22 protein-coding genes are annotated in these 22,432 nt (G+C 44.5%); 6 read left to right on the top strand and 16 right to left on the bottom strand.

All coding sequences use genetic code 11. The features are described from left to right. Positions 1-47 precede the first annotated feature (47 nt). Together DXA36_RS24540 and DXA36_RS24535 are read right to left on the bottom strand one after the other, a co-directional pair. The gene (locus tag DXA36_RS24540) at positions 48-1,640 is read right to left on the bottom strand and encodes an ABC transporter substrate-binding protein (RefSeq protein WP_118682066.1); all 1,593 of its coding nucleotides are present in this window, start codon (positions 1,638-1,640) and stop codon (positions 48-50) included. A gap of 51 nt (positions 1,641-1,691) precedes the next feature. Beyond that, positions 1,692-2,879, bottom strand: a complete 1,188-nt coding sequence (locus DXA36_RS24535; RefSeq protein WP_147366646.1) for a hypothetical protein — start codon at positions 2,877-2,879, stop codon at positions 1,692-1,694. Between the two features lie 243 nt (positions 2,880-3,122). On the opposite strand from DXA36_RS24535, the gene DXA36_RS24530 reads away from it, so the two are divergent. The 6 genes from DXA36_RS24530 to DXA36_RS24505 all read left to right on the top strand — a co-directional run bounded on the left by DXA36_RS24530 (position 3,123) and on the right by DXA36_RS24505 (position 9,653). Further along, complete coding sequence (locus DXA36_RS24530; RefSeq protein ID WP_118682064.1) at positions 3,123-4,880, top strand: sensor histidine kinase; 1,758 nt, start codon at positions 3,123-3,125, stop codon at positions 4,878-4,880. Between the two features lie 24 nt (positions 4,881-4,904). Next, positions 4,905-5,657: a response regulator transcription factor gene (locus DXA36_RS24525; protein ID WP_118682063.1), complete on the top strand. Its 753-nt coding sequence runs from the start codon at positions 4,905-4,907 to the stop codon at positions 5,655-5,657. Between the two features lie 262 nt (positions 5,658-5,919). Continuing rightward, entirely contained in the window at positions 5,920-6,117 is a 198-nt protein-coding gene (locus tag DXA36_RS24520; RefSeq protein WP_118682062.1) for a hypothetical protein, read from the top strand. A gap of 14 nt (positions 6,118-6,131) precedes the next feature. After that, positions 6,132-7,682, top strand: a complete 1,551-nt coding sequence (locus DXA36_RS24515) for an ABC transporter substrate-binding protein (protein WP_118682061.1) — start codon at positions 6,132-6,134, stop codon at positions 7,680-7,682. Positions 7,683-7,833: 151 nt separating this feature from the next. Continuing rightward, positions 7,834-8,751, top strand: coding sequence for an ABC transporter permease (locus DXA36_RS24510; RefSeq protein ID WP_118682060.1), 918 nt, complete (start codon positions 7,834-7,836; stop codon positions 8,749-8,751). A 17-nt stretch (positions 8,752-8,768) separates the two neighbouring features. Next, positions 8,769-9,653, top strand: a complete 885-nt coding sequence (locus tag DXA36_RS24505) for a carbohydrate ABC transporter permease (RefSeq protein WP_118682059.1) — start codon at positions 8,769-8,771, stop codon at positions 9,651-9,653. Positions 9,654-9,870: 217 nt separating this feature from the next. Here the strand turns inward: DXA36_RS24505 and DXA36_RS24500 are convergent, their stop codons facing one another. From DXA36_RS24500 to DXA36_RS24430, 14 genes are all read right to left on the bottom strand, one after another. After that, entirely contained in the window at positions 9,871-10,647 is a 777-nt protein-coding gene (locus DXA36_RS24500) for a sugar phosphate isomerase/epimerase family protein (protein ID WP_147366645.1), read from the bottom strand. A 96-nt stretch (positions 10,648-10,743) separates the two neighbouring features. Beyond that, a complete protein-coding gene (locus tag DXA36_RS24495; protein WP_118682057.1) occupies positions 10,744-11,820 on the bottom strand; it encodes a Gfo/Idh/MocA family protein in 1,077 nt (358 codons plus the stop codon). A gap of 38 nt (positions 11,821-11,858) precedes the next feature. Then, entirely contained in the window at positions 11,859-12,620 is a 762-nt protein-coding gene (locus DXA36_RS24490) for a sugar phosphate isomerase/epimerase family protein (protein ID WP_118682056.1), read from the bottom strand. A 76-nt stretch (positions 12,621-12,696) separates the two neighbouring features. Beyond that, positions 12,697-13,749 (bottom strand): Gfo/Idh/MocA family protein, encoded by a 1,053-nt coding sequence (locus tag DXA36_RS24485; protein WP_118682055.1) that lies wholly within the window; start codon positions 13,747-13,749, stop codon positions 12,697-12,699. A 66-nt stretch (positions 13,750-13,815) separates the two neighbouring features. Continuing rightward, the gene (locus tag DXA36_RS24480; protein WP_118682054.1) at positions 13,816-14,787 is read right to left on the bottom strand and encodes a sugar phosphate isomerase/epimerase family protein; all 972 of its coding nucleotides are present in this window, start codon (positions 14,785-14,787) and stop codon (positions 13,816-13,818) included. A 198-nt stretch (positions 14,788-14,985) separates the two neighbouring features. After that, the gene (locus tag DXA36_RS24475) at positions 14,986-15,852 is read right to left on the bottom strand and encodes an AraC family transcriptional regulator (RefSeq protein WP_118682053.1); all 867 of its coding nucleotides are present in this window, start codon (positions 15,850-15,852) and stop codon (positions 14,986-14,988) included. 329 nt (positions 15,853-16,181) lie between these two features. Next, positions 16,182-17,342, bottom strand: coding sequence for a GNAT family N-acetyltransferase (locus DXA36_RS24465; RefSeq protein WP_182479249.1), 1,161 nt, complete (start codon positions 17,340-17,342; stop codon positions 16,182-16,184). A gap of 169 nt (positions 17,343-17,511) precedes the next feature. Continuing rightward, entirely contained in the window at positions 17,512-17,739 is a 228-nt protein-coding gene (locus DXA36_RS24460; protein WP_118682050.1) for a DUF3791 domain-containing protein, read from the bottom strand. Continuing rightward, positions 17,736-18,209, bottom strand: a complete 474-nt coding sequence (locus DXA36_RS24455) for a DUF3990 domain-containing protein (protein ID WP_118682049.1) — start codon at positions 18,207-18,209, stop codon at positions 17,736-17,738. Before DXA36_RS24455 ends, DXA36_RS24460 begins: the two co-directional genes overlap by 4 nt. Next, positions 18,206-18,445, bottom strand: coding sequence for a DUF3791 domain-containing protein (locus tag DXA36_RS24450; RefSeq protein ID WP_069410823.1), 240 nt, complete (start codon positions 18,443-18,445; stop codon positions 18,206-18,208). The genes DXA36_RS24455 and DXA36_RS24450 overlap by 4 nt, the downstream gene beginning before the upstream one ends. 590 nt (positions 18,446-19,035) lie before the next feature. Next, positions 19,036-20,880 carry a hypothetical protein gene (locus DXA36_RS24445; RefSeq protein WP_118682048.1) on the bottom strand — a complete coding sequence of 615 codons (1,845 nt, stop codon included), beginning with the start codon at positions 20,878-20,880 and terminating at the stop codon, positions 19,036-19,038. 14 nt (positions 20,881-20,894) lie between these two features. Next, complete coding sequence (locus DXA36_RS24440) at positions 20,895-21,230, bottom strand: hypothetical protein (protein ID WP_207666378.1); 336 nt, start codon at positions 21,228-21,230, stop codon at positions 20,895-20,897. A 343-nt stretch (positions 21,231-21,573) separates the two neighbouring features. After that, entirely contained in the window at positions 21,574-21,810 is a 237-nt protein-coding gene (locus DXA36_RS24435; protein WP_118682047.1) for a hypothetical protein, read from the bottom strand. 98 nt (positions 21,811-21,908) lie between these two features. Further along, positions 21,909-22,277, bottom strand: a complete 369-nt coding sequence (locus DXA36_RS24430; protein ID WP_118682046.1) for a VOC family protein — start codon at positions 22,275-22,277, stop codon at positions 21,909-21,911. Positions 22,278-22,432: the final 155 nt, after the last annotated feature.

Here is a 22,432-nt window from a genome sequence, read left to right as displayed (position 1 = left end):
ACAGAGGGGCCCGTTCCGGCAGCCCCTCTGTAAAAACTAACCACAGATTATTCGATGCCGTTTTCTGCCGCCCATGCATTCAGTGCTTCCGTCTTTGCCTCGATATAAGTATCAATGCCTGCATCCTCCAGCCTCTTATTGAGTTCAGGAATACCTACCGCAGGATCAATCATACCGAACACTAGTCCGTCTGCGTATTCAGTCCATACATTTGTCAAAGCCGTGTACTCCGCACTCACCTGTGATGAATCGAAGCTGAAGCCCAGTGCTTTGGATTTCATAGCCGCGTTATTAAACTCTTTGGTTTTTTCCCAAAGGTCAATATCATCACCTTCCCACACATATGTGGTATATTCACAAGGCAGCATCCATGCAGGAAGCATATTATAGTAATCCGCGTTGTCCTTATTGACACCTTCCGGGAAAGTCACATGACCATCCTCAGATATAACATAATCTTTGCCTTCCTCCCCCCAGAGTAACAGATTGGTTACTACCGGGCTGGTATACAGATCATTCAGGACTACCATAGCCGCCTCCGGAGCTTCCGTACTGGAATTGATGCTCCACGATGCAGCAGAAGCCTGAGAAGAGTTTACGAAATTCTCACCCAGCTGGAATACGATAGAATCCAGATTCCCGCGTTCCACTTCTTTCTGTCGTACGATACCAGGTTTGCCGGCAGTAGCATCACACATCAATGTACCTGCAATAATCTGTGCTCCTCCATTCTGGGTCTCGGTAACAGCATCCTTTGAGATATATCCTGCCTGCTGCCACTTATACATCAATTCGCAATACTCTCTGAATAAATCACTGGTAAACAGGTTGGATACTTCCAGGCTGTTGGCCGGATCCAGAAGTACACCAAAGTTATCTCCGCCGATTGGATCATATAAGAGCTTCTGATTCAGATAGCCATGATTCCAGGGGTAAATTACATTGACATCCGGGTAAGCTTCATGCAGCTGTGCAAACAGCTCTGTCATTTCTTCTTCGGTAGAAGGAATACATTCTTCTGTATTTACTCCGGAAAAATCATACCCGATTCCGTCCAGATATTTTTTATCAAATGCGATACACCACATGCCGGTTGCCAGGTCTCTCATACAGGGAACCGCATAGAGAGAGCCGTTTACCACACAGCCTTTCAAGAATGCAGGATCAACCAGTTCCAGAATATCCTTACCATATTTGTTAATCAGATCATCCTGGTAAAGATCGTAAGTACTCTCATTAGATACGGTATTGGAAAATCCCAGTACCCCTGAACTGAAAATATCCATCTGTTCTCCGGAAGAGAGCATCATATTTATAGACTGTGCATAATCTCCCATATTTGCAGTCACAAACTGAACATTGATGTTGTATTTTTCCATGTAATACTCATTAATTTTTTTAAAAATCCTGTCTTTTCCCGGTACAGAATCATCACCACAGTACAGGCCAACTACAATTGTCTCACCGCCAAAATCAGTAACAGTGCTGTCAGCAGCATCTTCTCCGGAAGCGGCTGCCTTCTTTTCTTCCAAAGCAGCCTCCGCCGGCGCAGCTTCCTCTTTCTGCGGGCTTCCTGTGCATCCTGAAATAAGACCGGCTGTAAGCACAGCACACATCAGTAACGCGAGTGTTTTCTTCATGGTAAATCCTCCCTGTTATCATAAGTAAACTATAGATTTGCTTGTTTTTATTCAGTACAGACAATAATAATCCTGTAGCTTCCTGGAAACATCATAGGCAAATTTTCGTATCTTCGCCCTATCGCGTTTTTCCTCCTGCCTGTCTTTCAGTTCAAATAATCTGGCGGACAGTAAATCATCCATAGGAACGATTTCGCAGCATTCCAGAATATTGACACAGACCTCTGCCGCCTCCAGAATTTCATCTGTCGATGCTTCAAATTTGGTAAACAGACTCTGCTTGTCCACTGCAAGGGCTTTTTTCACCCGTTCTACCGCGGCTGTCGCATACTCTTCTCTGTTCCCCTGGGGAAGTACCCTTCCTTTCCCCCTGTTCCTGTAAAATCCGAACATAGCCGCTACGACAGAAGGATCCCGTATGGTACCGTCCGGATATATTATCCCATGAAGGGGTGCCCAGAAACCTTCAATCACCAGATTGAAAATATAATAGCCGTAATGGAATTCCTCACAAAACTGCAGCTCCACATCATAAGGATTGGCACGCCCAATGCAGCCGGTTTCATTATTGATGACCGGTTTCCCTCCCTGGACCGCCGCACATTTTCCTGCATACTCATATACCTGCCTTATATCCTTTCTGGTGGTCAGGTAATCGTGAAAGGCTATGACATCAACCAAATCCGCCGTGGAATCCAGATGCTCTTTCAGTTCATGCCCCACCGTAATAGGCGTATCGTCATCCAATTCCCGTACCATCCGGCACTGAAGTCTCAAATCATGCTCGATTTTCCTGTACCGGGATTCATATTCCCCCTCAGGACAGTTTCTCAGATAATCATTACAGAAGGGTTCATTATAGACATCCCACATCAACAGGTTAGGTTCGTTTTTCAGCAATTGTATTATTGCAGACAAAAATTCCCGTTTGCGTTCCCATTCTTCTGCGGTCAGAAGCTCATAGCTGCGTATCTGGTTGCCGCTGGAAAAAATCGGCATAATGCTCATCCCATGTCCGGCGCAGAGACGGGCATAATCCAAGACTCTCTTTTCCACCTTTTCAGGTTCCCTGTGCCAGTCCTCCTCCCGTATCCAGGTACGGACGGAATTAATCCGCAGCCTCTGGGCAAACCCAAGTTCTCTGTCGAGCTGCTCCATAGAAACGCCTTCTCTGGGTCCATGATGGACACCACGGATTTCACTGTAATCCGATTTGACTCTGTCTTTCCAGGTTTTCATTTTTTCCTCCATTCTCTGTCAGATTTTCCGGAAACGAACCTCCGGCGGTCTTGTCATAATTCATTATAAGAAAACAATTTCATGAAAACTATGCACGCGTCTTAGGCATTGTTTCAAAATTCTTACATCTTCCGGTTTGTCAATTGCATTTCCTGACCTGTAGGATTACTATCATAGTGCCGCACTCTTTATCCGTAAGCGGTCAGAAAAATATTCACCGTATCCCATTAGAAGGAGGAAGCCATGCTTTACCACAAACGGGAATATTCACTTTATTCCCAATTGATTAAAATCGTTTTGTTAATCTACAGCCTGTTTGTCATCTCCTTTTCAGCAATTTTTCTGTTTCTAAACCATAATATGCAGACTAATCTTTATAATAGCTACTGCAGGACCATTGACTATTGTCTGACGGAGATAAAAAATGATCTGGATATTGCCAACCGTTCTGTCCTGTCAACCCTTTACAGTAATTCCGATTTGACTGAGCTTTCCTGTACCGATAATATTCTGAATATTTCAGTTTGTGAATCCAGCCTCCAAAGAACTTTGAATTCCTATCTGTTGTGCTACTCTACAGTGGACGGGCTGTTTTTCTACAGCGGACGCAATGATCGCTTCATATCCGCCGTCCGGGATCTTAATTCCTTTTTTCCCGCCTATTTCAGGGATATGCTGCGATCAGAAGATTTTTCCTCCTACTATCGGGAAATACCATCAAAAAACAGCAGATATGTCCTATACCAGATAAACGGCAGGTACTGTCTTGTCCGTATGTTTACCTACAACAATATGATTGGCGGCGTGTGGGTTAACCTGGATACTATCATGAAAAGGCTGGAACAAAGCACATCCAAAGACACCCTGTGCGCCTTTCTCAATGCACCGGAAATGGATGCACCGGTTAGGAACCATACAGAATGCAAAGAGGATCTGAGACCTGTTCTGGAAAAGAAACGGCAGCTTGTAACCTATGCCAACAGCAGATATATGAAATTCCAAATACAGCCTGCTTTCTGTTATGGGGAACTCCTGATTCTGATGCCTTATTCCCAGCTGCAGCAGACGCTGGATCTGCATTATAAGCTGCAGGGAGTCTTTATCGTATTGCTTACTCTCTGTTTTCTTTCCACCTTCATTCTTTTCAGCAGCCGTCTGCAGCTTCCCGTACGGGAATTGTACAGAATCTCAGAAGCGGTAAAGGACAGCTGGCAGCCTGAGAATGTAAAAGAACAGACAGTCAGCCGCTGTAAGGAAGTGCGGGAAATTAATGAAGAGGTCATACGGCTTCTTGAGCACATTAACTCTCTTGAAAACCAGGTACTGAAGGAACAGCTTCTGAAAAAAGAATATGAACTGCTGAGCCTGCGCAACCAGATATCACCCCATTTTCTGATTAATTGTCTGAGTGTGATCTCTTCCATGGCAGGAACCTCCGTCAGCCGCACCGTATTAAAATCAATGATATCCACATTGGCAGGCCATCTCCGCTATACACTGTCCACCAAGTCCTTCGTCAGCCTTGCAGAGGAGATACGTTTTGTCCGTAACTATTACGCTTTAAATAATTACCGTTATCCGGACAGCCTGACGTGTCAAATTGATATCAGAGATCTGTGTGACAATGCAGCGGTCTTTCCCTGCCTGATTCTGATGCTGAGTGAAAATTCCATAAAACATAATCTGAGTACGGACACAAAGCTGAAGCTCATCGTCTCCGCTCATGAAGAACAGGACAAAACGGGAGCAACTTATGTACATATCAGGCATCTGGATACCGGGAACGGTTTCCCGGAGCAGATGCTGGATGATCTGAACCGGCCGAATCCCGCCGTAGAAGAAATAGCCGACGGAACCCGGATAGGACTTTACAATATAAAGAGACGGATTATTCTCGCCTATGGGGATTCCCGCGGAAATATCCGTTTTTCCAACAATGCCGCTATGGGGGGAGCACAGGTAGATATTATTATTCCATATATTCCCTATCAGGATTCCTGAACCTAAAACATAAGGAGATACCGAATGAAAATATTAATAATTGATGATGATTTTTATATTGTTGAAGATATCCGGCTGAATACGAACTGGGAGAAGCTGGGTATCCATGAACAATATTCCGCCCATAGCGTACAGGAAGCAAGAAATGTGATGGAACGGCAACCCGATATGGATATTGTTCTTACTGACATAGAAATGCCTAAAGAAAATGGTTTCGATTTTATACGATGGCTGTACAAAAGAAATCTGAATCCGGTAATTCTTCTGCTTACCGGACATGAACGGTTTGATTATGCCCATTCCGCCATAGAACTGCATCTGATGGACTATCTTACCAAGCCTGTAGATATTGCCAACCTGGAAAATGCACTGGCGAAAGCCGTAGGTGAAAGGAAACGAAGAAAAGTCTATCCGGAACTGTTTAAAATCAACCGGGAAGAAGAAAAAAAAGAATCAACCATAGAAATTATACAGGACTGCGTCCGCAAAAACCTTTCTTCCCCTGATTTGAACCGTCAGATGATCGCAGAATTTGTACATATGAATCCCGATTATATTTCTGCCATTTTCAGTAAAAAGACAGGAGAATCCCTGACCGGTTTCATTCTGAAAGAACGTTTAAAGGCTGCAAAAGTCATGCTGTCCACTACGGATTACTCTCTCCAGGAAATCAGCTATCGAACAGGTTTTTCCTCTCCATCCTATTTTCAGAGACAGTTTAAAAAGAGTGTGGGCATTACGCCTAAAAAGTACCGTATGGATGAAAAGAAGAAATAAATGCCATACCTGCCTTTTATGCAGAACGATTTGATTGCCAACCTGTTTTTTGTTTAACGATATAAATAAAATTATAACAAAAATACGCCTTTATAATTATGCGTTTTTGCCAAACTTATTTATGTTTTCTTATTTTCTATTGACAAATGTGTTAGAACAATGCATTATTATCAAATAATTTAGTTTAACGATAAATATAGTATAAACAAGGATAGTGACTTGTCAAAAACCAAGGGTATCCAAAGAAAAAGGGAGGTTTTATATGAAAAAGAAAATTCCGGATATCCTGGGGAGGGGAGGGATGACAAAGAGTATGGCAAAGCAGAAGTCCAAATCAGGTTATAAGCTGTCCGTTTTTTTGACAGTGGATCATCTTCTGCGGCAGACACTAAGCCATCCGTTACAGGTTGGCACACAGCCCTTGGAGAGGGGCTTTAATAACTACTACAATATCATGTAAGGAGAGGAAGTAATATGATTAAATTTTGGAGACGAAGCGCAGCAATTCTGTTGGCAGGCGTAATGACCGCCAGTCTGGCTGCATGCGGCAGCACCAGTACAGGCAGTACAGGGGATTCGGGTAATTCAGGCAATGCAGGTGCTTCCAATGAAGGCGAAAGCGCCGGCAATACCGGCGGGACCGAAAACTCGGGCGAAATTGTGAAGCTGGTTGTCTGGGGTGTGGGCAGCGCTGATACAGAAGATTGCAACGAAGTTGCTGCAGCTATCAGTGAGATCACCCGCGAGAAAATCGGCGTTGAAATTGAGCTGATCCGCGGGCAGGATGCAGAACAGATCAATCTGGCCCTCACCTCCGGTGAGCCTATCGATCTGCTGAACTACAATAATGTTAACGGACAGCTGGCTTCTATTGTCCGCAACAATTATGCCACCGGTCTGGATGATCTGGTTGAAAAGTACGGACAAGGCGCCCTGGGAGTAATCAATCCTGTGGATTTGGATGCCTGCCGTTTCAGCGGCACTTTATATGCCCTTCCTGACATGAAAGACACCTCCCGTTCTGCCGGCTTTTCCATGCGTAAAGACATCGTGGATGAACTGGGTATTGAGGTTCCTGAAATAGGCACCTATGATGATATGTACAAGATCCTGACTCAGGTTCACGAAGCTTATCCCGATATGTATCCTCTGGTTCCCACCTGGAGCGCCGGCGGTATGCAGGAAACGCTGCCTGTTGATCCGATGGGCGACTATCTGGGTGTTCTGGAAAATGTTTTCGACGACAGCACAGAAGTTGTGAATTATTACGCTTCTGACAGCTATCGTAAATTCTGCGAAATGATGTATAAATGGAATCAGGAAGGCCTGATCATGCCTGATGCTACCACTACTACCGAGAACAACCTGCTTTCCGGTAACGGCTTTGCCATGTATGAAAACTGGAAACCCGGAAAAGAGCTGGAAAACTACAAGTCCAACGGCAAAGAAGTGGTATTCATGAGGGTGGTTGAGCCTTACAAATATACGGATGTTTCCAATGGTAATTCCTTCATCATCCCTTACAGCTCCCCTCATCCGGAGAAAGCCATGGAGCTGTGGAACCTGATGTATACGGATCCCGAGGTGTCCAACCTGTTTATCAACGGCATCGAAGGCAAGCATTGGGAATACACGGATGATTCCAAAACCTTTATCACTACACCGGAAGGTGTGGACCCTAACGCCAGCGGCTATTCTTCCGTTGACTGGGCTTGGCCTAATCAGCAGCTCACTCCTATCTGGAAAGGCGGCGAAGCCGACCTCTGGGAGCAGCTTAATAAGTTTAATGAGAGCGGTGTTGCCAGCCCGGCCCATGGTTTTTCCTGGGACAGCAATCCTGTATTGAATCAGGTTACCGCCTGCAACAACGTGGTTTCTGCTTATCATACCGCTTTGCGCTGGGGGGCTATGGATCCTGCCGAGAACCTTCCTAAATTCATTGCCGAGCTGGAAAGCGCCGGAATCAATGAAATCATCCAGGAGAAACAGAAGCAGCTGGACGACTTTTTGGCCAGCAAGAAATAAACTCCAATCAGCCATAATTGTTATAGAATCGTGCAGCAAAAGGAAGGCGGGTATGGGAAGCTCCCAGCCCGCCTCTTCTTGAACATAAGGATGATTCGCAGAGCGTGGCATCCGTTGTTTTCACAATATCGAATCATAGGGAGGAAAAAATATGAAGAAAGTCAGAAAAACGCTGAAGCGCTTCTGGCCCCTTTATTTGATGTTCATACCGGGCGTTATCTATCTGTTTATCAACTGCTATATTCCCATGTTTGGTATTCAGATCGCATTTAGGCAGTATAACGCCAGAGACGGCATCTATGGCAGCCCGTGGTGTGGGTTAAAAAACTTTGAATTTCTGTTCCGCACAAATGATGCCTTAATCATGATCCGGAACACCCTGCTCTACAATCTGGTATTTATTACGCTGGGCACCGTGCTGGCAGTTGCAGTCGCTATAATCCTCAACGAAATCCGCAGCCCGAAGGCCAAGCAGCTGTACCAGACCGTGATTTTGATCCCTTACCTGATTTCCATGGTTATCGTCAGCTACCTCGCATTTGCTTTCCTAAGCAGCAGCAATGGTTATATCAACAACTCCCTGCTCGCCGCTTTTGGCGCAGCCCCCATCGACTGGTACAACAGCCCTAAGTATTGGCCGTTTATCCTGGTGATAATCAATATCTGGAAGGGCCTGGGTTATAATATGATCCTGTACTATGCCACCATCTGCGGCATTGACCACACACTGTATGAAGCCGCCGTGGTGGACGGAGCCAACCGTTGGCAGCAAATCCGGAACGTCACGCTGCCCGGCCTGAAATCCACCATTATCATTCTGACCCTGATGGCTATGGGCGGTATTTTCCGTTCCGATTTCGGTCTGTTCTATCAGGTGCCCCAGAATTCCGGTCCTCTGATCAGCGTGACCCAGACCATCGACACCTATGTATACCGCGGTCTGATGCAGACCAACAACATCGGCATGTCTTCTGCAGCAGGCGTATACCAGTCCGTTGTAGGATTCATTCTGGTGGTAACCGCCAATTTCATTGTCCGCAAGGTGGACAATGAAAGTTCCCTGTTTTAAGAAGGAGGTAGCAGATTATGGTAGAAAAGGGAAAAGGGTTCCAAATTTTTGCCCACATCCTGCTGAGTTTTCTCATTATATGCGCGATTGCGCCTTTCATCCTGTTAATTATGTCCTCCTTCACCGAGGAACAGACCCTGATTACGAACGGCTACAGCTTCTTTCCTGCCAAGTTCAGTACCTATGCCTATGAGTATCTGCTGACGAAGTCCGCCGCGGTGGTCCGCGGTTATGGCATTTCTTTTATGATAACTCTGATCGGTACGGCGTGCAATCTGCTGTTCACCACCCTGTACGCCTATCCCCTCTCCCGGAAAGAACTGCCGGGCAGGAATATTTTTGCCTTTTATTTATTCTTTACCATGCTTTTTTCCGGCGGCCTGGTGCCTTCTTATCTGATGTGGACCCAAACCTTCCATATCCGCAACACCATGTTCGCCCTTCTTATCCCCAACCTGCTGATGAGCGCTTTCAACGTCATCATGATGCGTACTTATTTCACCGCCAATATCCCTGATGCCGTAATCGAAGCGGCCCGGGTTGACGGCGCAAGTGAGTTTAAAATCCTCTTCGGCATCGTACTTCCAATGGCCCTGCCTATCATTGCCACAATAGGCCTGTTGGTCGGACTGGCTTATTGGAACGACTGGATGAACGGCCTGTACTATCTCAATGACGACCGGATGTTCAGCATCCAGGTATTGCTGATGAACATCCAGCGCGATTTGGATTCCCTGCGGCAACAGGCGCAGTCCGGCGGTAATATAAACACCGCCGATCTGCCTTCCACCTCCGTCCGGATGGCACTGACCGTAATGGGCGTTCTGCCGATCATGGTTATTTATCCTTTTCTTCAAAAGTATTTTGTCAAGGGTATTGCAATCGGCGCTGTTAAGGGGTAAGCACAAACAGAAAAAAGCGGCTGGTCCGGCGGGCGGGAATCCCGCTTTACAGGGTACAGCCGGCCGCCTTACGCGGTTTCATTGCGCTGTCTGGCAACAGGCAGCGCAATTATATTTCCATCGCTATAATATTTTCCGCAAAAAGTAAAATATGGCTGCCGAAATACGGAACACTTCGGCAGCCATATCTTGTTATATCACTCTTCGTTCAATCCTTTTACAGTATCAGTCCCCGGAAATAGGTAATGGTGAAATCAATCCCCTTCTCTCCAAGCGTACCCTTCCAGGTTTGGGAATGCGGCTCAATGCTCAGCCTGCCGTTGTACCCTTTGGCATACAGCACGGAAAGGAAAGCCCCCCAGTTAGTCTGATCCAGTCCTGCAGGCGGATCGTCAAACCGTTCCCCTCCGATAACAAGGGAGCCCTTCAGATGTACATGGGCAAAACGGTCTCCCCAGTCCTTTGTCTCCTGAAGATAATCCCCTCCGTCATAAATGCAGTGGGAAGGATCATATTTGATATACAGCTCCTTCAGATAACCATGAATCACTTTATATGCCATAGGATTGCATACAAAATTATTCCAACGGCAGTTATAAACCGCGATTTTTACTTTCTTTTCCCTGCCGTAAGCGATCAGCTTTTCGAAATACGCGATGGCAAAGCTGCAGTTTTCATAATAGGAAAGCTCTTCCACATAGTTGCAGCCTGTGATATACACACCGCAGTCCAAACGGGCCGCTGCGTCTATCAGCCTGTATTCCAGCTCCAGCTCTTCCTGACGGATGCCGTCCCTGCTGATCCGGTCGCTGCCCCAGCGGCCAACGGCTCCTACCGGCATTTCATACGCCTTACTGAAGCGGATGACCTGATCCAGATGCGCCAAAAATTCCTCAGCCCTGTCGTTTACATCCAATTCCACAAAGGAAAGGCCGCGCTCTTTCGCTTTCCGGAAATCATCTTCTTCTATCCATGAAATAATCCCTAATTCCATTTTCTGCCTCCCGTCCCCAGCGGCTTTTTCCCGGTGCCGTCCGGCGCCTTCATCCTGGCGCCTTCCGGCGGCACCAGCCCCGGCGGACAATTCTATTTAATTAAAATATACGGTTTTCCCGCTCTTAGCCGCCTCATATACCGCTTCCAGAATCTGTGTCACCACAAGTGCCTGTTCCGGCTTCACCGTAAGGGGTTCCCCGTTCATGACCGCATTGTAAAAAATCCTCTGCTCCACATCATCCGCTTTTTCTGCAGCTCCGTCAAAAAAGGCTACGCCGCCTGCACTGAAATCAGGCTTTTCCACGCACTGCCTGCCATACTCCACCCTGTTGATGCGCAGGCCGTCCGCCATATCGGCACCGGCTTTGGTTCCGCAGAGACTGGTCTGTGCCTCCCCTACATCCAGGCTGTTGATCGCCCATGAGGATTCCAGCACGATAGTGGCTCCGTTTTTCATCTTAATGAATCCAAAGGCGGAATCCTCCACCGTAAACTTCGTGGGATCCCAGTCCCCCCAGGCATTGCCTGTTTCCGTCTGGTCCGCCAGCTTACGGAACACGGATCCGGTCACAGACGCAGGCTCATAATTGTCCATCATCCACAGCGTCAGATCCAGCGCGTGGGTTCCGATATCGATCAGCGGCCCGCCGCCCTGTTTTTCTTCATCAATAAACACTCCCCAGGTAGGAACGGCCCTTCTGCGGATGGCATGGGCTTTCGCATAATAAATATCACCCAGATCGCCGTTTTCACAGGCACGTTTCAGATACTGGGAATCCGACCGGTAACGGTTCTGGTAACCAATGGTGAGAATTTTTCCCGTCTCTTTTGCTGTTTCCACCATCTCTTTGGCTTCCGCATACGTTTTTGCCATGGGCTTTTCACACATGACATGCTTTCCGGCCTTCAGCGCAGCAATGGTAACAGGTGCGTGGGCATTATTGGGGGTAAGGACATAAACCGCGTCCAGATCCTCCTGTAACAGCTCCTGATAATCCGTATAGACCCTTGCATCAGGTGTGCCGTACTCTTCCTTTGCTTTAACCGCACGTTCCTCTATCAGATCACAGAACGCCGCCACCTCAAAATTTCCGCTTCTTTTGATTGCAGGCAGGTGCTTCCCGTTTGCGATTCCCCCGCATCCTACAATACCGATTCTCATTGTTTTCATACCATGTAAATCCTTTCTTAATCTGCTCTGCCGCTCTCTCACTCCATGATGCTCCTGAGATAACAGACACTCTTTTTCATGTTTTCCATCGGGCTTCCAAAGATATGATCATCCTGTTCCACTACAAGCCATTTAGCACCGCACTCCTGTGCTTTTTCTGCAATTGCCCTGATATCCTGCACGCCATCTCCTACGGCAACCAGCTTCACGCCGTCATCCCGGATGAAATCCTTAATATGTACGAGCGGACACCTCTCCCGGTATTTCTCCAGATACCCTAAAGGGTCTTCCCCCGCCACTTTTACCCAGCAGGTATCCAATTCGGTTTCCAGATCATCCGGGCTTTGGGATGCATAAAGCTCATCCAAAGGCGTTTTTCCGTCTGCCGCTTTTTCAAATTCGAACCCATGATTGTGATACAGAAGCTTCATCCCGTATTTTCTGCATTCACCTGCGATTACCGGAATCGCTGCCAGAAATTCTTCATATCTGCTGCCGCCGTACCTGCGGTCCTCCGAAATGGCGGGAATGGCCACGTAGCTGCAGCCGATGCTGTGATACGCCCTGACCGTGTTCTCCAAATCCTTATCCAATTCTTCAAAGGGCACATGGGCCCCGACAGGAGTCAGATCCGCTTCTTCCAGCCATCCTCTTATCTCCTCAGGTGTCTTGCCGTAAAGTCCGGCCAGCTCCACCCCGTCGTACCCCAGCGCTTTCAGCTGTTTCATTGTCCCTGCAAAATCAGCGCCGGCTTCTTCCCGCACCGAGTAGACCTGTACGGCAATTGGCATTTTCTCCATAAAATTTTCCCTCCCGTTCTATTGGTTATTATCCGTTATAGTTCATACTTGTCTGAACCGTTACGAACCATTACTATTATTCTTCTTCAAACTTTACCACCTGTTGCCGGGCCGCCGACTCAAAAACCGCTTCCATGAGACGCATCACCCGCATGACCTCGTCCAGTTTGATCCGGCTTTCCTCTTTCCCCTCCAGCACAGCCATCACGTTCTGATAGAATTCCCGGATATCACCGGATACTTGGGGAAGCTCTTCCGTATAAATACTGTCCTCTCTTCTCGGCGCCATGGTTTTGGTCAGGCCTGCGGCGGTAATGACAGGCACCACATCCTTCTCATCCGTACCGTTTGCACGGACAATGCGTCCGTTCCTGTCCCAATCCTCAATCAAGGCACTGCCGTTTGCGCCAAGCACATACCATCTGGGAAGCTGGATAAAATTGCTCGTCCCCACTTCCACAAGTATATGAACGCCATTGGCAAATCCCAGATCCGCAGTAAACCCGTCATCCACAAGCTGGTTAGTCACATGCGTAACCGTGGCATATACGGTATGCAGCTTCACGCCGGGATAAAACAGAAGCGCCTGATCCAGCAGATGAACGCCCCAGTCCAGAACCATTCCTCCGCCATGCTCCTTTTCCTGCCGCCAGTCCCCGGGAATTCCCCTGGAACCATGGACTCTGGATTCCATCCGAAAGACCTCTCCCAGCTTCCCTTCTTCCAGAATCCTCTTTACGGTCAAAAAGTCTTCATCCCACCGGCGGTTCTGATGAACGGTCAGAAAACGGCCCGTTCTGTCCGCTGCATCCATCATTTCCTGCAAATCTGTACTGCTGAGGGTTACCGGCTTTTCCGAAACCACATTTTTCCCTGCTTCCAATGCCGCTATGGCTACACTCTTATGTACGTCATTAGGAGCGGCGATCAGCACCAGATCCACCTGTGGATCTGCGAGCAGCTCCTCCAGCCCGGTATAAACCCGGATATTTAATTGACTGGCATACTCGCGCCGTTCCTCTTTAATATCCCAAATGCCGGCCACTTCCAGATCTTCCAAATCCTTAATCAGATCGAAATGCCAGCCGGCCATGCCGCCGAAACCGACCATTGCTATTTTATGCTTCATGATGTCTCCTCGTATAGCGTAACGGTTCGGACAAGTCTGAACGGTTACTGTATTTTTTCCTGTGCTTTAAGCCCAGAACATATTTCCCTTTTCTTCATATATCAACACATTTTTCAGGAACTGAACAGCCTTCAGCAGCCCTTCCCTGCCGGACATCAGGCTGTCTTCATGCTCAATACTTATCGCATAGTCATATCCCGCCAGACGAAGCTCCGAAATAATCGCTTTCCAGTAGTCCTCACCGTGTCCGTATCCCACAGCGCGGAAGATCCAGGAACGGTTCAGTTCATTTCCATAATGTTCCGTATCCAGAACGCCGTTCAGCGCCGTATTGATGGAATCCACTTTCGTATCCTTAGCATGGAAGTGGAACAAGGCCCCGGCCTTTCCCAGTTCACGGATACATGCGCAGGGGTCCATTCCCTGCCAGATCAGATGGCTGGGGTCAAAATTGGCTCCGATTTCCGGTCCGACAGCTTCCCTGAGACGCAGCAGCGTCTTTGTATTATAAACGCAGAATCCCGGATGCAGCTCCAACGCGATTTTATGAACACCATGCGCCCTGGCAAATGCCGCTTTTTCCTTCCAGTACGGGATCAGCACCTCATTCCACTGATATTCCAGAATCTGTGAAAAATCATCCGGCCAGGGGCAGGTCACCCAGTTGGGCACTGCATCCTGCGGACTCCCTCCGGGACATCCGGAAAACGTATTCACCACCGGTACCCCCAGCTTTTCAGCCAGAAGAATGGCATTCGTCAGATCATCATCAAAAGCTTTCGCCACTGCCTTGTCAGGATGCACCATGTTGCCATGACTGCTGAGGGCACTGATTTCCAGGCCGTACTTATGCAGGGTATCCATAAACGCTTTCCGCTTTTCCTCATCTGCCAGCAGCTCTGCCGCATCACAATGAGCCTTGCCCGGAAAACCGCCGCATCCGATTTCCACCATCTGTACCCCGTTTTCGGCAAGAAATTTACATGCGTTATCAAATGACAGGTCTCCTAATGCAACTGTTAAAGTCCCCAATTTCATTTTACATTCTCCTATCTCAAATTTGGATTTTTTGTGAGAGCACAAAAATTGCGTTCCGACAAAGACATTATAAAAAAATCAGCAGAAGATTGATAGGATTCCTCTGCTGAAAGCACATATGATTCTGCTGTTTTTTATTCGAGAAGCGTAGAGCAGAACAGATACCCATAAACATTCGTTCCTCGCTTTCACGTCATTTCAAATTTGTTGTCCCGTTGCCTGCGGCGGGGTGTTTGACCTTTTTATTATGTCCAGGGGAGTACAGCCGTAAAACCTCCGGAACATCCTGCCAAAGTTGTTATAATCCGAAAATCCCACCGCATCGGCCACTTCCGCCACCGTATAATAATCCCCCTTTTTCAGCAGGTGCATGGCCTTTTTCAGGCGTATTCCGTTAATATACTGAAGCGGCGGCATCCCCATGCTTTCTTTAAATAAATGGTTGAACCGGTCTTCACTCAAATGGAGCAGATCCGCCAGCTGCTTGTTATTGATAGCTTCCGTATAATGCTGCTCTATATATTGGATTACCGTATTGAGCCGCTCCAGCTTCTTTCTGCGCTTTAAGCTGTCGCTGTCTGAGAGCATTTCCTGCACACAATTGCGCGACAGATAGGTAATTAACTGCAGCAGACCGCCTTTACAGGCCAGTTTATAACCAATATCCTTCTTCTCATTTTCATCATAAATCCTGCGCATGATCCGCCCAATTTCCGCATCATCCTTAATCCAGGGCTGAAAAAGGATATTCTTGTCCGCCAGTTCTTCCGATAGAGCTTCCATCTCAAAAATCATCACCAGAACCTCCACCGGACTTCCGTAGCAGTAGCCGGCATGAAGAACATTGCTGTTGGCAATGACCAGATCTCCCTTTTCCCCCGGGATTTCCTGCTGATCCAAAAGGAATTTCGTCCTGCCCGAAACTACATAGTGCAGTTCAATGTGCTCATGCCAGTGGGGCGCGAAATACCATCTTTTTTCATGAACCCGGTTGATATGCAGCTGAATGGGAAATTCCTTGTCATTCAGGATCTTTTTCTCATAAAACTTTAATTCCTTTTCCATCTGCGCGCCTCCTGGTATATCCCTCCCATAGAATAAGAAACTGTCCCGGAAAAAAGTATGTTTTTGCCATTATAACATATAATTCTGCTGTTTTTAAGAGGGAATATTAATTACTCATTTTCCCGTAATCTCCATTTCACTGCTTCAAACGCATCCTTTTCCAGAACATATTCTGCACATTTGTTATCTTCTTTTTTATCTGCCCGATAAACCTGAATTATCTCAATTGTCCTTCTTATCAAACAGACCCCTATTGCGATAAAAAGGCCAATGACTGCCACACCTGTAAAACACACTGCTTCCAGCTAATAAAACCGCTACCGAAAGGATTAAAATCTTTCAACAACAAATATCTTCTTCTCCACAAAGACTTTTCTCAGCATATCTTCTTTGGCATTGATTAAAACATCCGGTCTAAGTATAGCCTCATCCAGATTAATACATCCCACCGCCATCTGCGCCAACGCACACACCGACACAGTAATATCCGGTATTCCTGAACCACCTTCAATAGAAACAGAATCTGCAGCCACACGCAACATACAATTGTTTTCCGGGATAATATCATCTTTTACCTTCATTACAAAATCACAATCAGAAGGCTTCCTTATCGTTTCAAGAAGCTTTTTAGCGTTTATCACCCGAAGCATATAATCATAACGACAGGTTTTTTGAATATCATAAGCTCCTGGTGTGCTGATTATTCGTAACAAATCAATTCCGTAAGGCAGCGGCAATTGGATGTTTCCGTAGTCCGCTTCAAATCTGCCAAGGAAGGCCAGTATTGCATGAAAGCCATCGCGGCTGACCCAGGCGCTTTCTTCCACACGCAGAATGGCCGCAGGGTCATGCTGTATATCTGAAAAAATAATATACGCTATATTTTTACCGTCAAGACTAAATATGTATGAGAATTTTCTTTCCTTATAAAGCTTATCAACCTTCATCTGCTCCATCATACTTTTTGCATCCCGCAGCACGGACAGATTATAGCTTTCTACAAACTCATTATATATTTGTACATACTCTTCAACGGCTTCTCCGGGATTCCACCTTTTTACCGTTCCGTCAAACTTATATCCTGCAAGAAGAGCAGGCTTTAGTTCATAATTACTTTGGTAATTCACTACTTCGTAACCCTGTTTTCGGTAAAAGGCCTGGTTAAACGGATAAAGCGCCGATATTACTTCCCCACTGCGATACGCTTCCGGCAGAAACTTCCTGAAAATATCCCTGACCGCCCCCTGATTCCGATATTCAGGCAATGTGGAAACTCCACCTATTCCACCAGACTTCACAGGAGTTCCGTCAATGATAAAATCAAATTTGTTATTCAAAATTCTGGCAGCCAGTATTCCGTTATCCGTAAACGCACCCCAATCTTCTATATTTTCGTTTTCAACCCGTTCGCGCTGGCTCTCCACATCATCAACTCTTGCATGAAAGCAAAACATAGATATCAGGTATGCATCGAATTTTTCACTGCCCACAATTTTTCTTACATTCATCAGCTTCTCCTCCCTATCTGCCTATACATAATATCACCGCTCCCCACCCGGGTAACTATCTCCATAATAATCAAAACCTCTATCAGTCGCCTTCCCGGCGCACAACTGGAATTTAACCAATTACATGCTTTCCCTTTAATAAATATATTCTTTACCTTTGTGTCTTTAATTTATTTGCATTATATTCCACTTTTAATTCCTCCGCCAAATATTCATCACTCATACAATGCATATCGGAAACACCCTTACTGATAAGCCGATAGACCTCTGAGTGATAAAAGAAAGCTAAAGCATCATCTAAGGAAATACTCATATTCGAGGCAAAACATTCTATCACACGGGCATATTTTTTCTGCAGCAAAATAGGATTCGCAGTCATATCTGTTCACTCCCTTCAAAATGCAGGTAGTTCTCTATGGCATTTTCTGTACGAAGGCAAATCTGCATATTAGGTTTTTCATAACGGAGACGGTTAATAGCTTCCGATTTATCAATCAGTCCATCATAATATAGTTCAACCGTATTAAACACCTTATCATTCGCCACGCCGCCCATCACAATATCATAATCAGATGTATCTTTCCCGCTGCGGCAGGTCAGGATAAAATCCAACCATTCTTCGGAATAAGAATTAAATTTTAATACTTTTAGATTATCATATGCTGTCTCATTAAATTCATAACGTGACACAATGCCATTTTTACCGCGGCGCATGAACTTTCCACACCATTTTACAGCCTGAGCATAAATCGGAGTTGTATAAAAACCAAGTCCAAAGCCCACATTGGGCCTGGAGTGTTTTAAATCCGGGCGGACAATCTCCATATAAGAGCCATGATAAATAATCAAACTTCCACCCCCTTTTCTTTCATCAATTCTATAATATCATTTACGATATATTCTTTGCTTTGCGTATGCAGTATTTCATATTCAGGCACTATATACCCCTTAAGAATATCACTCTTTTCTGTCAAAACCTTATAGACTTGTTCAGCGTCTGCACCAAGTTCAGAAGCGATACTTTCGATGCAAAATATAACGAATTCTAACTCTTTAGCATCTTTTATAATTCCTTTTAAGTACATTTACTGCACCTCCATAACTCATATGCTTTCACAATCTCCATCACTTAGTCCCTTGTAAGCAGCCTGCTTACTAATTCTGTCCTTTTGATATTACGAATTAGCATATGTTTCAACCGCTACAAAAAAGGGCAAAACACAGACAATCTCCCATTTCATAATATTTAACCTGTGTTTCAAATCCTTTCTATCATTCAGTTGGCTTACTCTTATGATACTTAATTGTTTCATCAGCATAAAACAAATATAAATACATTCATTTGTTCAATATATCAGAAAATCAATAATTCTTAATTGGTATGAAATTCATGAATCACCGCAAATTACTGTCAATCCACGAAGCTACAAAGGCCTCGACGTATTGACACTGAAGCGTTCTGCTCCATTTTATTGTAGCATATAATCCTGCCATTTTTAAGAGGGGATATTATATATATATGTATATAATTATGAGAGCTATTATCTCTGTAAGCATAAAGTATTTTTCGCTGCGAACAAAAAAGGCGGAGCGGCCACCTGATACCGGTAACCCACTCCGGCCTTATTTCTTGACACGGATAGCTCGGAAAAAAAGAATCCTGCTGCGATATTTCTCATCTGTTTATATGAATCACATCAGCTTTGCCCTCTGCTCCCGTTCCTGTAACACTCCACCACTTAACTGTCGCACTGTTTTCCCCTGTTTTTGTAACCACCATAATATCCTTAAAACCGAATGCATCAACGTTAAATACAAGCTGAACAGAGGAATTGGATATCTTTGATGCACTCCCCACACGTCCTGATTCTCTTGTAAAAGTTCCGTCCACCATCATGGAATCATCGGATACTTTTGTAAAAGTAACACCAGACCAATAAATTCCATCTCCTGACCAGTTTCCAGCCAGCCATGATGTTAATTCCCCTAAACTGACAGATTCTTGTACCGGAACATTTTCTTCTGCTGCCTGCTGTTTCTTTATCATCTCTATCTTATCTATGTATGCTGCGCTATCTTTATAATCTTTAATGGAACGAAATAGCTCTGATGCTTTTGTATAGTTTTTGTTAAACAAAAAATCAATTCCTGCTGTATATATTTTTTCATAACACTTAACCGTTAATTCTTTTACATATTTATTGTTCTGATCCATACCTGCCAGTATTTCCAAGGCCCTATCACTGTAACCTGTATCGCTGTATTCCTTTGCCTGTTTGTATTCATCCGTTAATTCAATATGAGCCTCCAAAAGCTCGGCAAGGCATTTTTCAGAATCCCTGTACTCTCCTAATTCGATAAACAATTTCTTAGCTGTCTCTATAGTTTCTGTTGTTCTGCTATATAAACATGCCATCTGATATTTGCATTCCAATAACTTATCTTCACAGTCCATACTATCAGCCAGACTATTATATAAATCCTGTACATGCGAATAATCCTGAACGGTTTCTGCATTCTTAAGCATAAACCCGGCCATATCATATTTTGTTTTTATAATGATATCTTCGCATGCTTTTTTATCTTTTATGGAATCCAGCAATGCCAGGGCTTCTTCGTACGCCTCTGTGCTGTCTGCCTCTTCTTTTATACTCAACGCCTTTCGATATGTGGTTTCAACGACCTGTTCAGCACTGTCTTTAAAGTCCCCAAGTGCGGTAAACCCTTCAATTGCCGGATCATATTGTCCGGATTCCATTTGCTTTACCGCTTCCATATATTGAAAATTCGGTATCACTACTTTCACAATAAAAATACTAATTACTATAAAAATAATAAGTAAGGCAGACAACACAGAAATCCTTTTCTTTCTTTTTCTTCCCGCTTTTTTCTGTGCTTCCTGTTCCTGCATTTTGGAATCCAGATATCTTTCCGAACTAATCTCCAGCAATTTACTTTTTTCAATATTGCATTTTATACATTTCTCATTTTCTCCCGGATTCATAGTGCCGCATGCACAGTACCAATATTCACTATTTATATAGGGCCTGACAATACGATCAGGATGAAAACCGGAAGACATGAATTCTTTTTTAAATTGTTCCGCATATTGTCCTAAAGAACTTATATCCTGAGGTACTTTTATTCCTGCAAGTTTATATGTACCCGAATTTTCGGTTTCATCCGTATAATATACATTCGTTACCGTAAAAATAAATTTGCGGGTATTTTCATCGTTTAGAACTATTGGTTCCCGATCTCCGTAGGCTTCCCCCTGTTTAATCGCTAAATCTTGAAAGGTATGGACAATTGTTTCCACACAATTTTCAGCCCAATCCAGACAATCGATTCTGATAACCATTGCCCTGACTGTTTTTATGTCCAGATTGACAAACTGCAGCTGCAATACGTTTTTTCCGGTCAAAGTGTCCTTTAGTAAAGCCCCCTTATTGAACATTATCGGCGAGGCAGATACCCACTGCTTTTCCAATATATATGTAATATTTTTATATCTGCCCATATCCTCTCCTCCAATTATAACGGCGGGAGACCCTCTTGTAATTCACTATTAGTTTCCGCTCCGTTTCGCTTATTATTTTCTTCTATTACAATAATTATAAATCCGCCTGTCATACATACGATTCCAGAAATTAAGAATCCGGCGGCAAGTACAAAATAGGCGGCGGCATATGTTCCATTGATTATATAGTTATAAGCATCTCCGCCAACATAAGCATTTTTATTCAATACACCAAACTCCGAATTATAATAATTGGTTAATTTATCATATCCTTTATATGTAACAACGCCAAACAAAATAACAAATACTATTGCCAGACAAAATAAAAACATTTTGAGATAATTTTTCATATTGCAATTTAATCCTTTCGCTTTATTAGTATTTATGTATTGCTAAGTCTTTTTGAATTCAAGATTGAAATCCCAAGAAGCGATATTTTCAACTCTGGCTGTAGCAACAAGCTTTTTCAAGGTATATCTTGTAAACATATATCCTACTCAAGATCTACTGTAATTTTAACATTATAAAAACAGAAATAACACACTAAGTATCGATATTTATAGGCTTTTATCAGGCCCACTTTGTGTTATGCTCATTTGCTGAAGTCAACATCAACAACAACACCATAATATCCGACAATGCTTTAAACATACTAATGTGGAATCCTGAAAACACTATAGAAATGAAGGATTCTTAATAGTTTCCCAGTTCTTCAAAATCCCGCAATAATTTTGTTGATAAACTCTTATCCAGTGCAATTGTTACATCAATATACATAATATCACCGTTCCGCACCCAAATAACTATCTTCAAGATAATCATATCCCTTGTTACATAACTTTTCAAAGACAGGATAAAGAATCTTTTCATATCCTGTCTTTTATTCATGTTAAGGGCTAAAGCAGGGATCAGTCTTTTTGCTGACTCCATACACTCTGAATACTGCTGCTCTCCGATAAAATAATAGGGATTCCCAATAAACTGGAAGATGCTGCACTGTGGTTTGGTTTTTACTCATTCTTAGAATATTACTGCATTATTGTACTTAAACAGAATGGATGTCCTTCCGGATCAAACATAACAGTCGATGTATCAAAATATTGTATATCACTTTTTTTGGCTCCGCACTTTAGTGCATGTTCAACCGCCTCAAAAAGATTATCCACATAAAAATCAATATGAGCCATTTGTTGTTGTTTTCCATTTTCCCATGGCCAAACAGGTTCAACATAATCTTCTATTTCCTGAAAAGCAAATAACCATCCCTGCGGAGAACGCAATGCTGCCCATCCGCCACCTGAAATTTCTTTTTTCCAACCAAGCAGTGTACCATAAAAATCAGCTAAAGCATCAGCATTTTTACAATCATAAGCAAAACCACAAACTCCCTTTATCACAATATTTTTTCTCCTTGATTTATATACTATGGTAAACTTCCGCTTTCCCGCCCAGTCATCTTCTTGATAAGCAGGAAGTTCTTGAGCCGAAAATTATATTCATAACTCAAACTTCGCAGGAGCAAAATGGCCTTCCGCCCGCTGGCAGAGCGGTG

This window comes from Eisenbergiella sp. OF01-20, from assembly GCF_003478085.1.
Taxonomy (GTDB): Bacteria; Bacillota; Clostridia; order Lachnospirales; family Lachnospiraceae; genus Eisenbergiella.
The sequence above is the reverse complement of the archived record's forward strand: the minus strand, read 5'-3'. Positions and strand labels throughout refer to the sequence as shown.

What these genes read in the sequence shown, in the direction of transcription:
- DXA36_RS24540 (WP_118682066.1), bottom strand. Translation starts at nt 1,640, where the DNA reads ATGAAGAAAACACTCGCGTTACTGATGTGTGCTGTGCTTACAGCCGGT.
- DXA36_RS24535 (WP_147366646.1), bottom strand. Translation starts at nt 2,879, where the DNA reads ATGAAAACCTGGAAAGACAGAGTCAAATCGGATTACAGTGAAATCCGT.
- DXA36_RS24530 (WP_118682064.1), top strand. Translation starts at nt 3,123, where the DNA reads ATGCTTTACCACAAACGGGAATATTCACTTTATTCCCAATTGATTAAA.
- DXA36_RS24525 (WP_118682063.1), top strand. Translation starts at nt 4,905, where the DNA reads ATGAAAATATTAATAATTGATGATGATTTTTATATTGTTGAAGATATC.
- DXA36_RS24520 (WP_118682062.1), top strand. Translation starts at nt 5,920, where the DNA reads ATGAAAAAGAAAATTCCGGATATCCTGGGGAGGGGAGGGATGACAAAG.
- DXA36_RS24515 (WP_118682061.1), top strand. Translation starts at nt 6,132, where the DNA reads ATGATTAAATTTTGGAGACGAAGCGCAGCAATTCTGTTGGCAGGCGTA.
- DXA36_RS24510 (WP_118682060.1), top strand. Translation starts at nt 7,834, where the DNA reads ATGAAGAAAGTCAGAAAAACGCTGAAGCGCTTCTGGCCCCTTTATTTG.
- DXA36_RS24505 (WP_118682059.1), top strand. Translation starts at nt 8,769, where the DNA reads ATGGTAGAAAAGGGAAAAGGGTTCCAAATTTTTGCCCACATCCTGCTG.
- DXA36_RS24500 (WP_147366645.1), bottom strand. Translation starts at nt 10,647, where the DNA reads ATGGAATTAGGGATTATTTCATGGATAGAAGAAGATGATTTCCGGAAA.
- DXA36_RS24495 (WP_118682057.1), bottom strand. Translation starts at nt 11,820, where the DNA reads ATGAAAACAATGAGAATCGGTATTGTAGGATGCGGGGGAATCGCAAAC.
- DXA36_RS24490 (WP_118682056.1), bottom strand. Translation starts at nt 12,620, where the DNA reads ATGGAGAAAATGCCAATTGCCGTACAGGTCTACTCGGTGCGGGAAGAA.
- DXA36_RS24485 (WP_118682055.1), bottom strand. Translation starts at nt 13,749, where the DNA reads ATGAAGCATAAAATAGCAATGGTCGGTTTCGGCGGCATGGCCGGCTGG.
- DXA36_RS24480 (WP_118682054.1), bottom strand. Translation starts at nt 14,787, where the DNA reads ATGAAATTGGGGACTTTAACAGTTGCATTAGGAGACCTGTCATTTGAT.
- DXA36_RS24475 (WP_118682053.1), bottom strand. Translation starts at nt 15,852, where the DNA reads ATGGAAAAGGAATTAAAGTTTTATGAGAAAAAGATCCTGAATGACAAG.
- DXA36_RS24460 (WP_118682050.1), bottom strand. Translation starts at nt 17,739, where the DNA reads ATGACTGCGAATCCTATTTTGCTGCAGAAAAAATATGCCCGTGTGATA.
- DXA36_RS24450 (WP_069410823.1), bottom strand. Translation starts at nt 18,445, where the DNA reads ATGTACTTAAAAGGAATTATAAAAGATGCTAAAGAGTTAGAATTCGTT.
- DXA36_RS24445 (WP_118682048.1), bottom strand. Translation starts at nt 20,880, where the DNA reads ATGGGCAGATATAAAAATATTACATATATATTGGAAAAGCAGTGGGTA.
- DXA36_RS24440 (WP_207666378.1), bottom strand. Translation starts at nt 21,230, where the DNA reads ATGAAAAATTATCTCAAAATGTTTTTATTTTGTCTGGCAATAGTATTT.
- DXA36_RS24435 (WP_118682047.1), bottom strand. Translation starts at nt 21,810, where the DNA reads ATGGAGTCAGCAAAAAGACTGATCCCTGCTTTAGCCCTTAACATGAAT.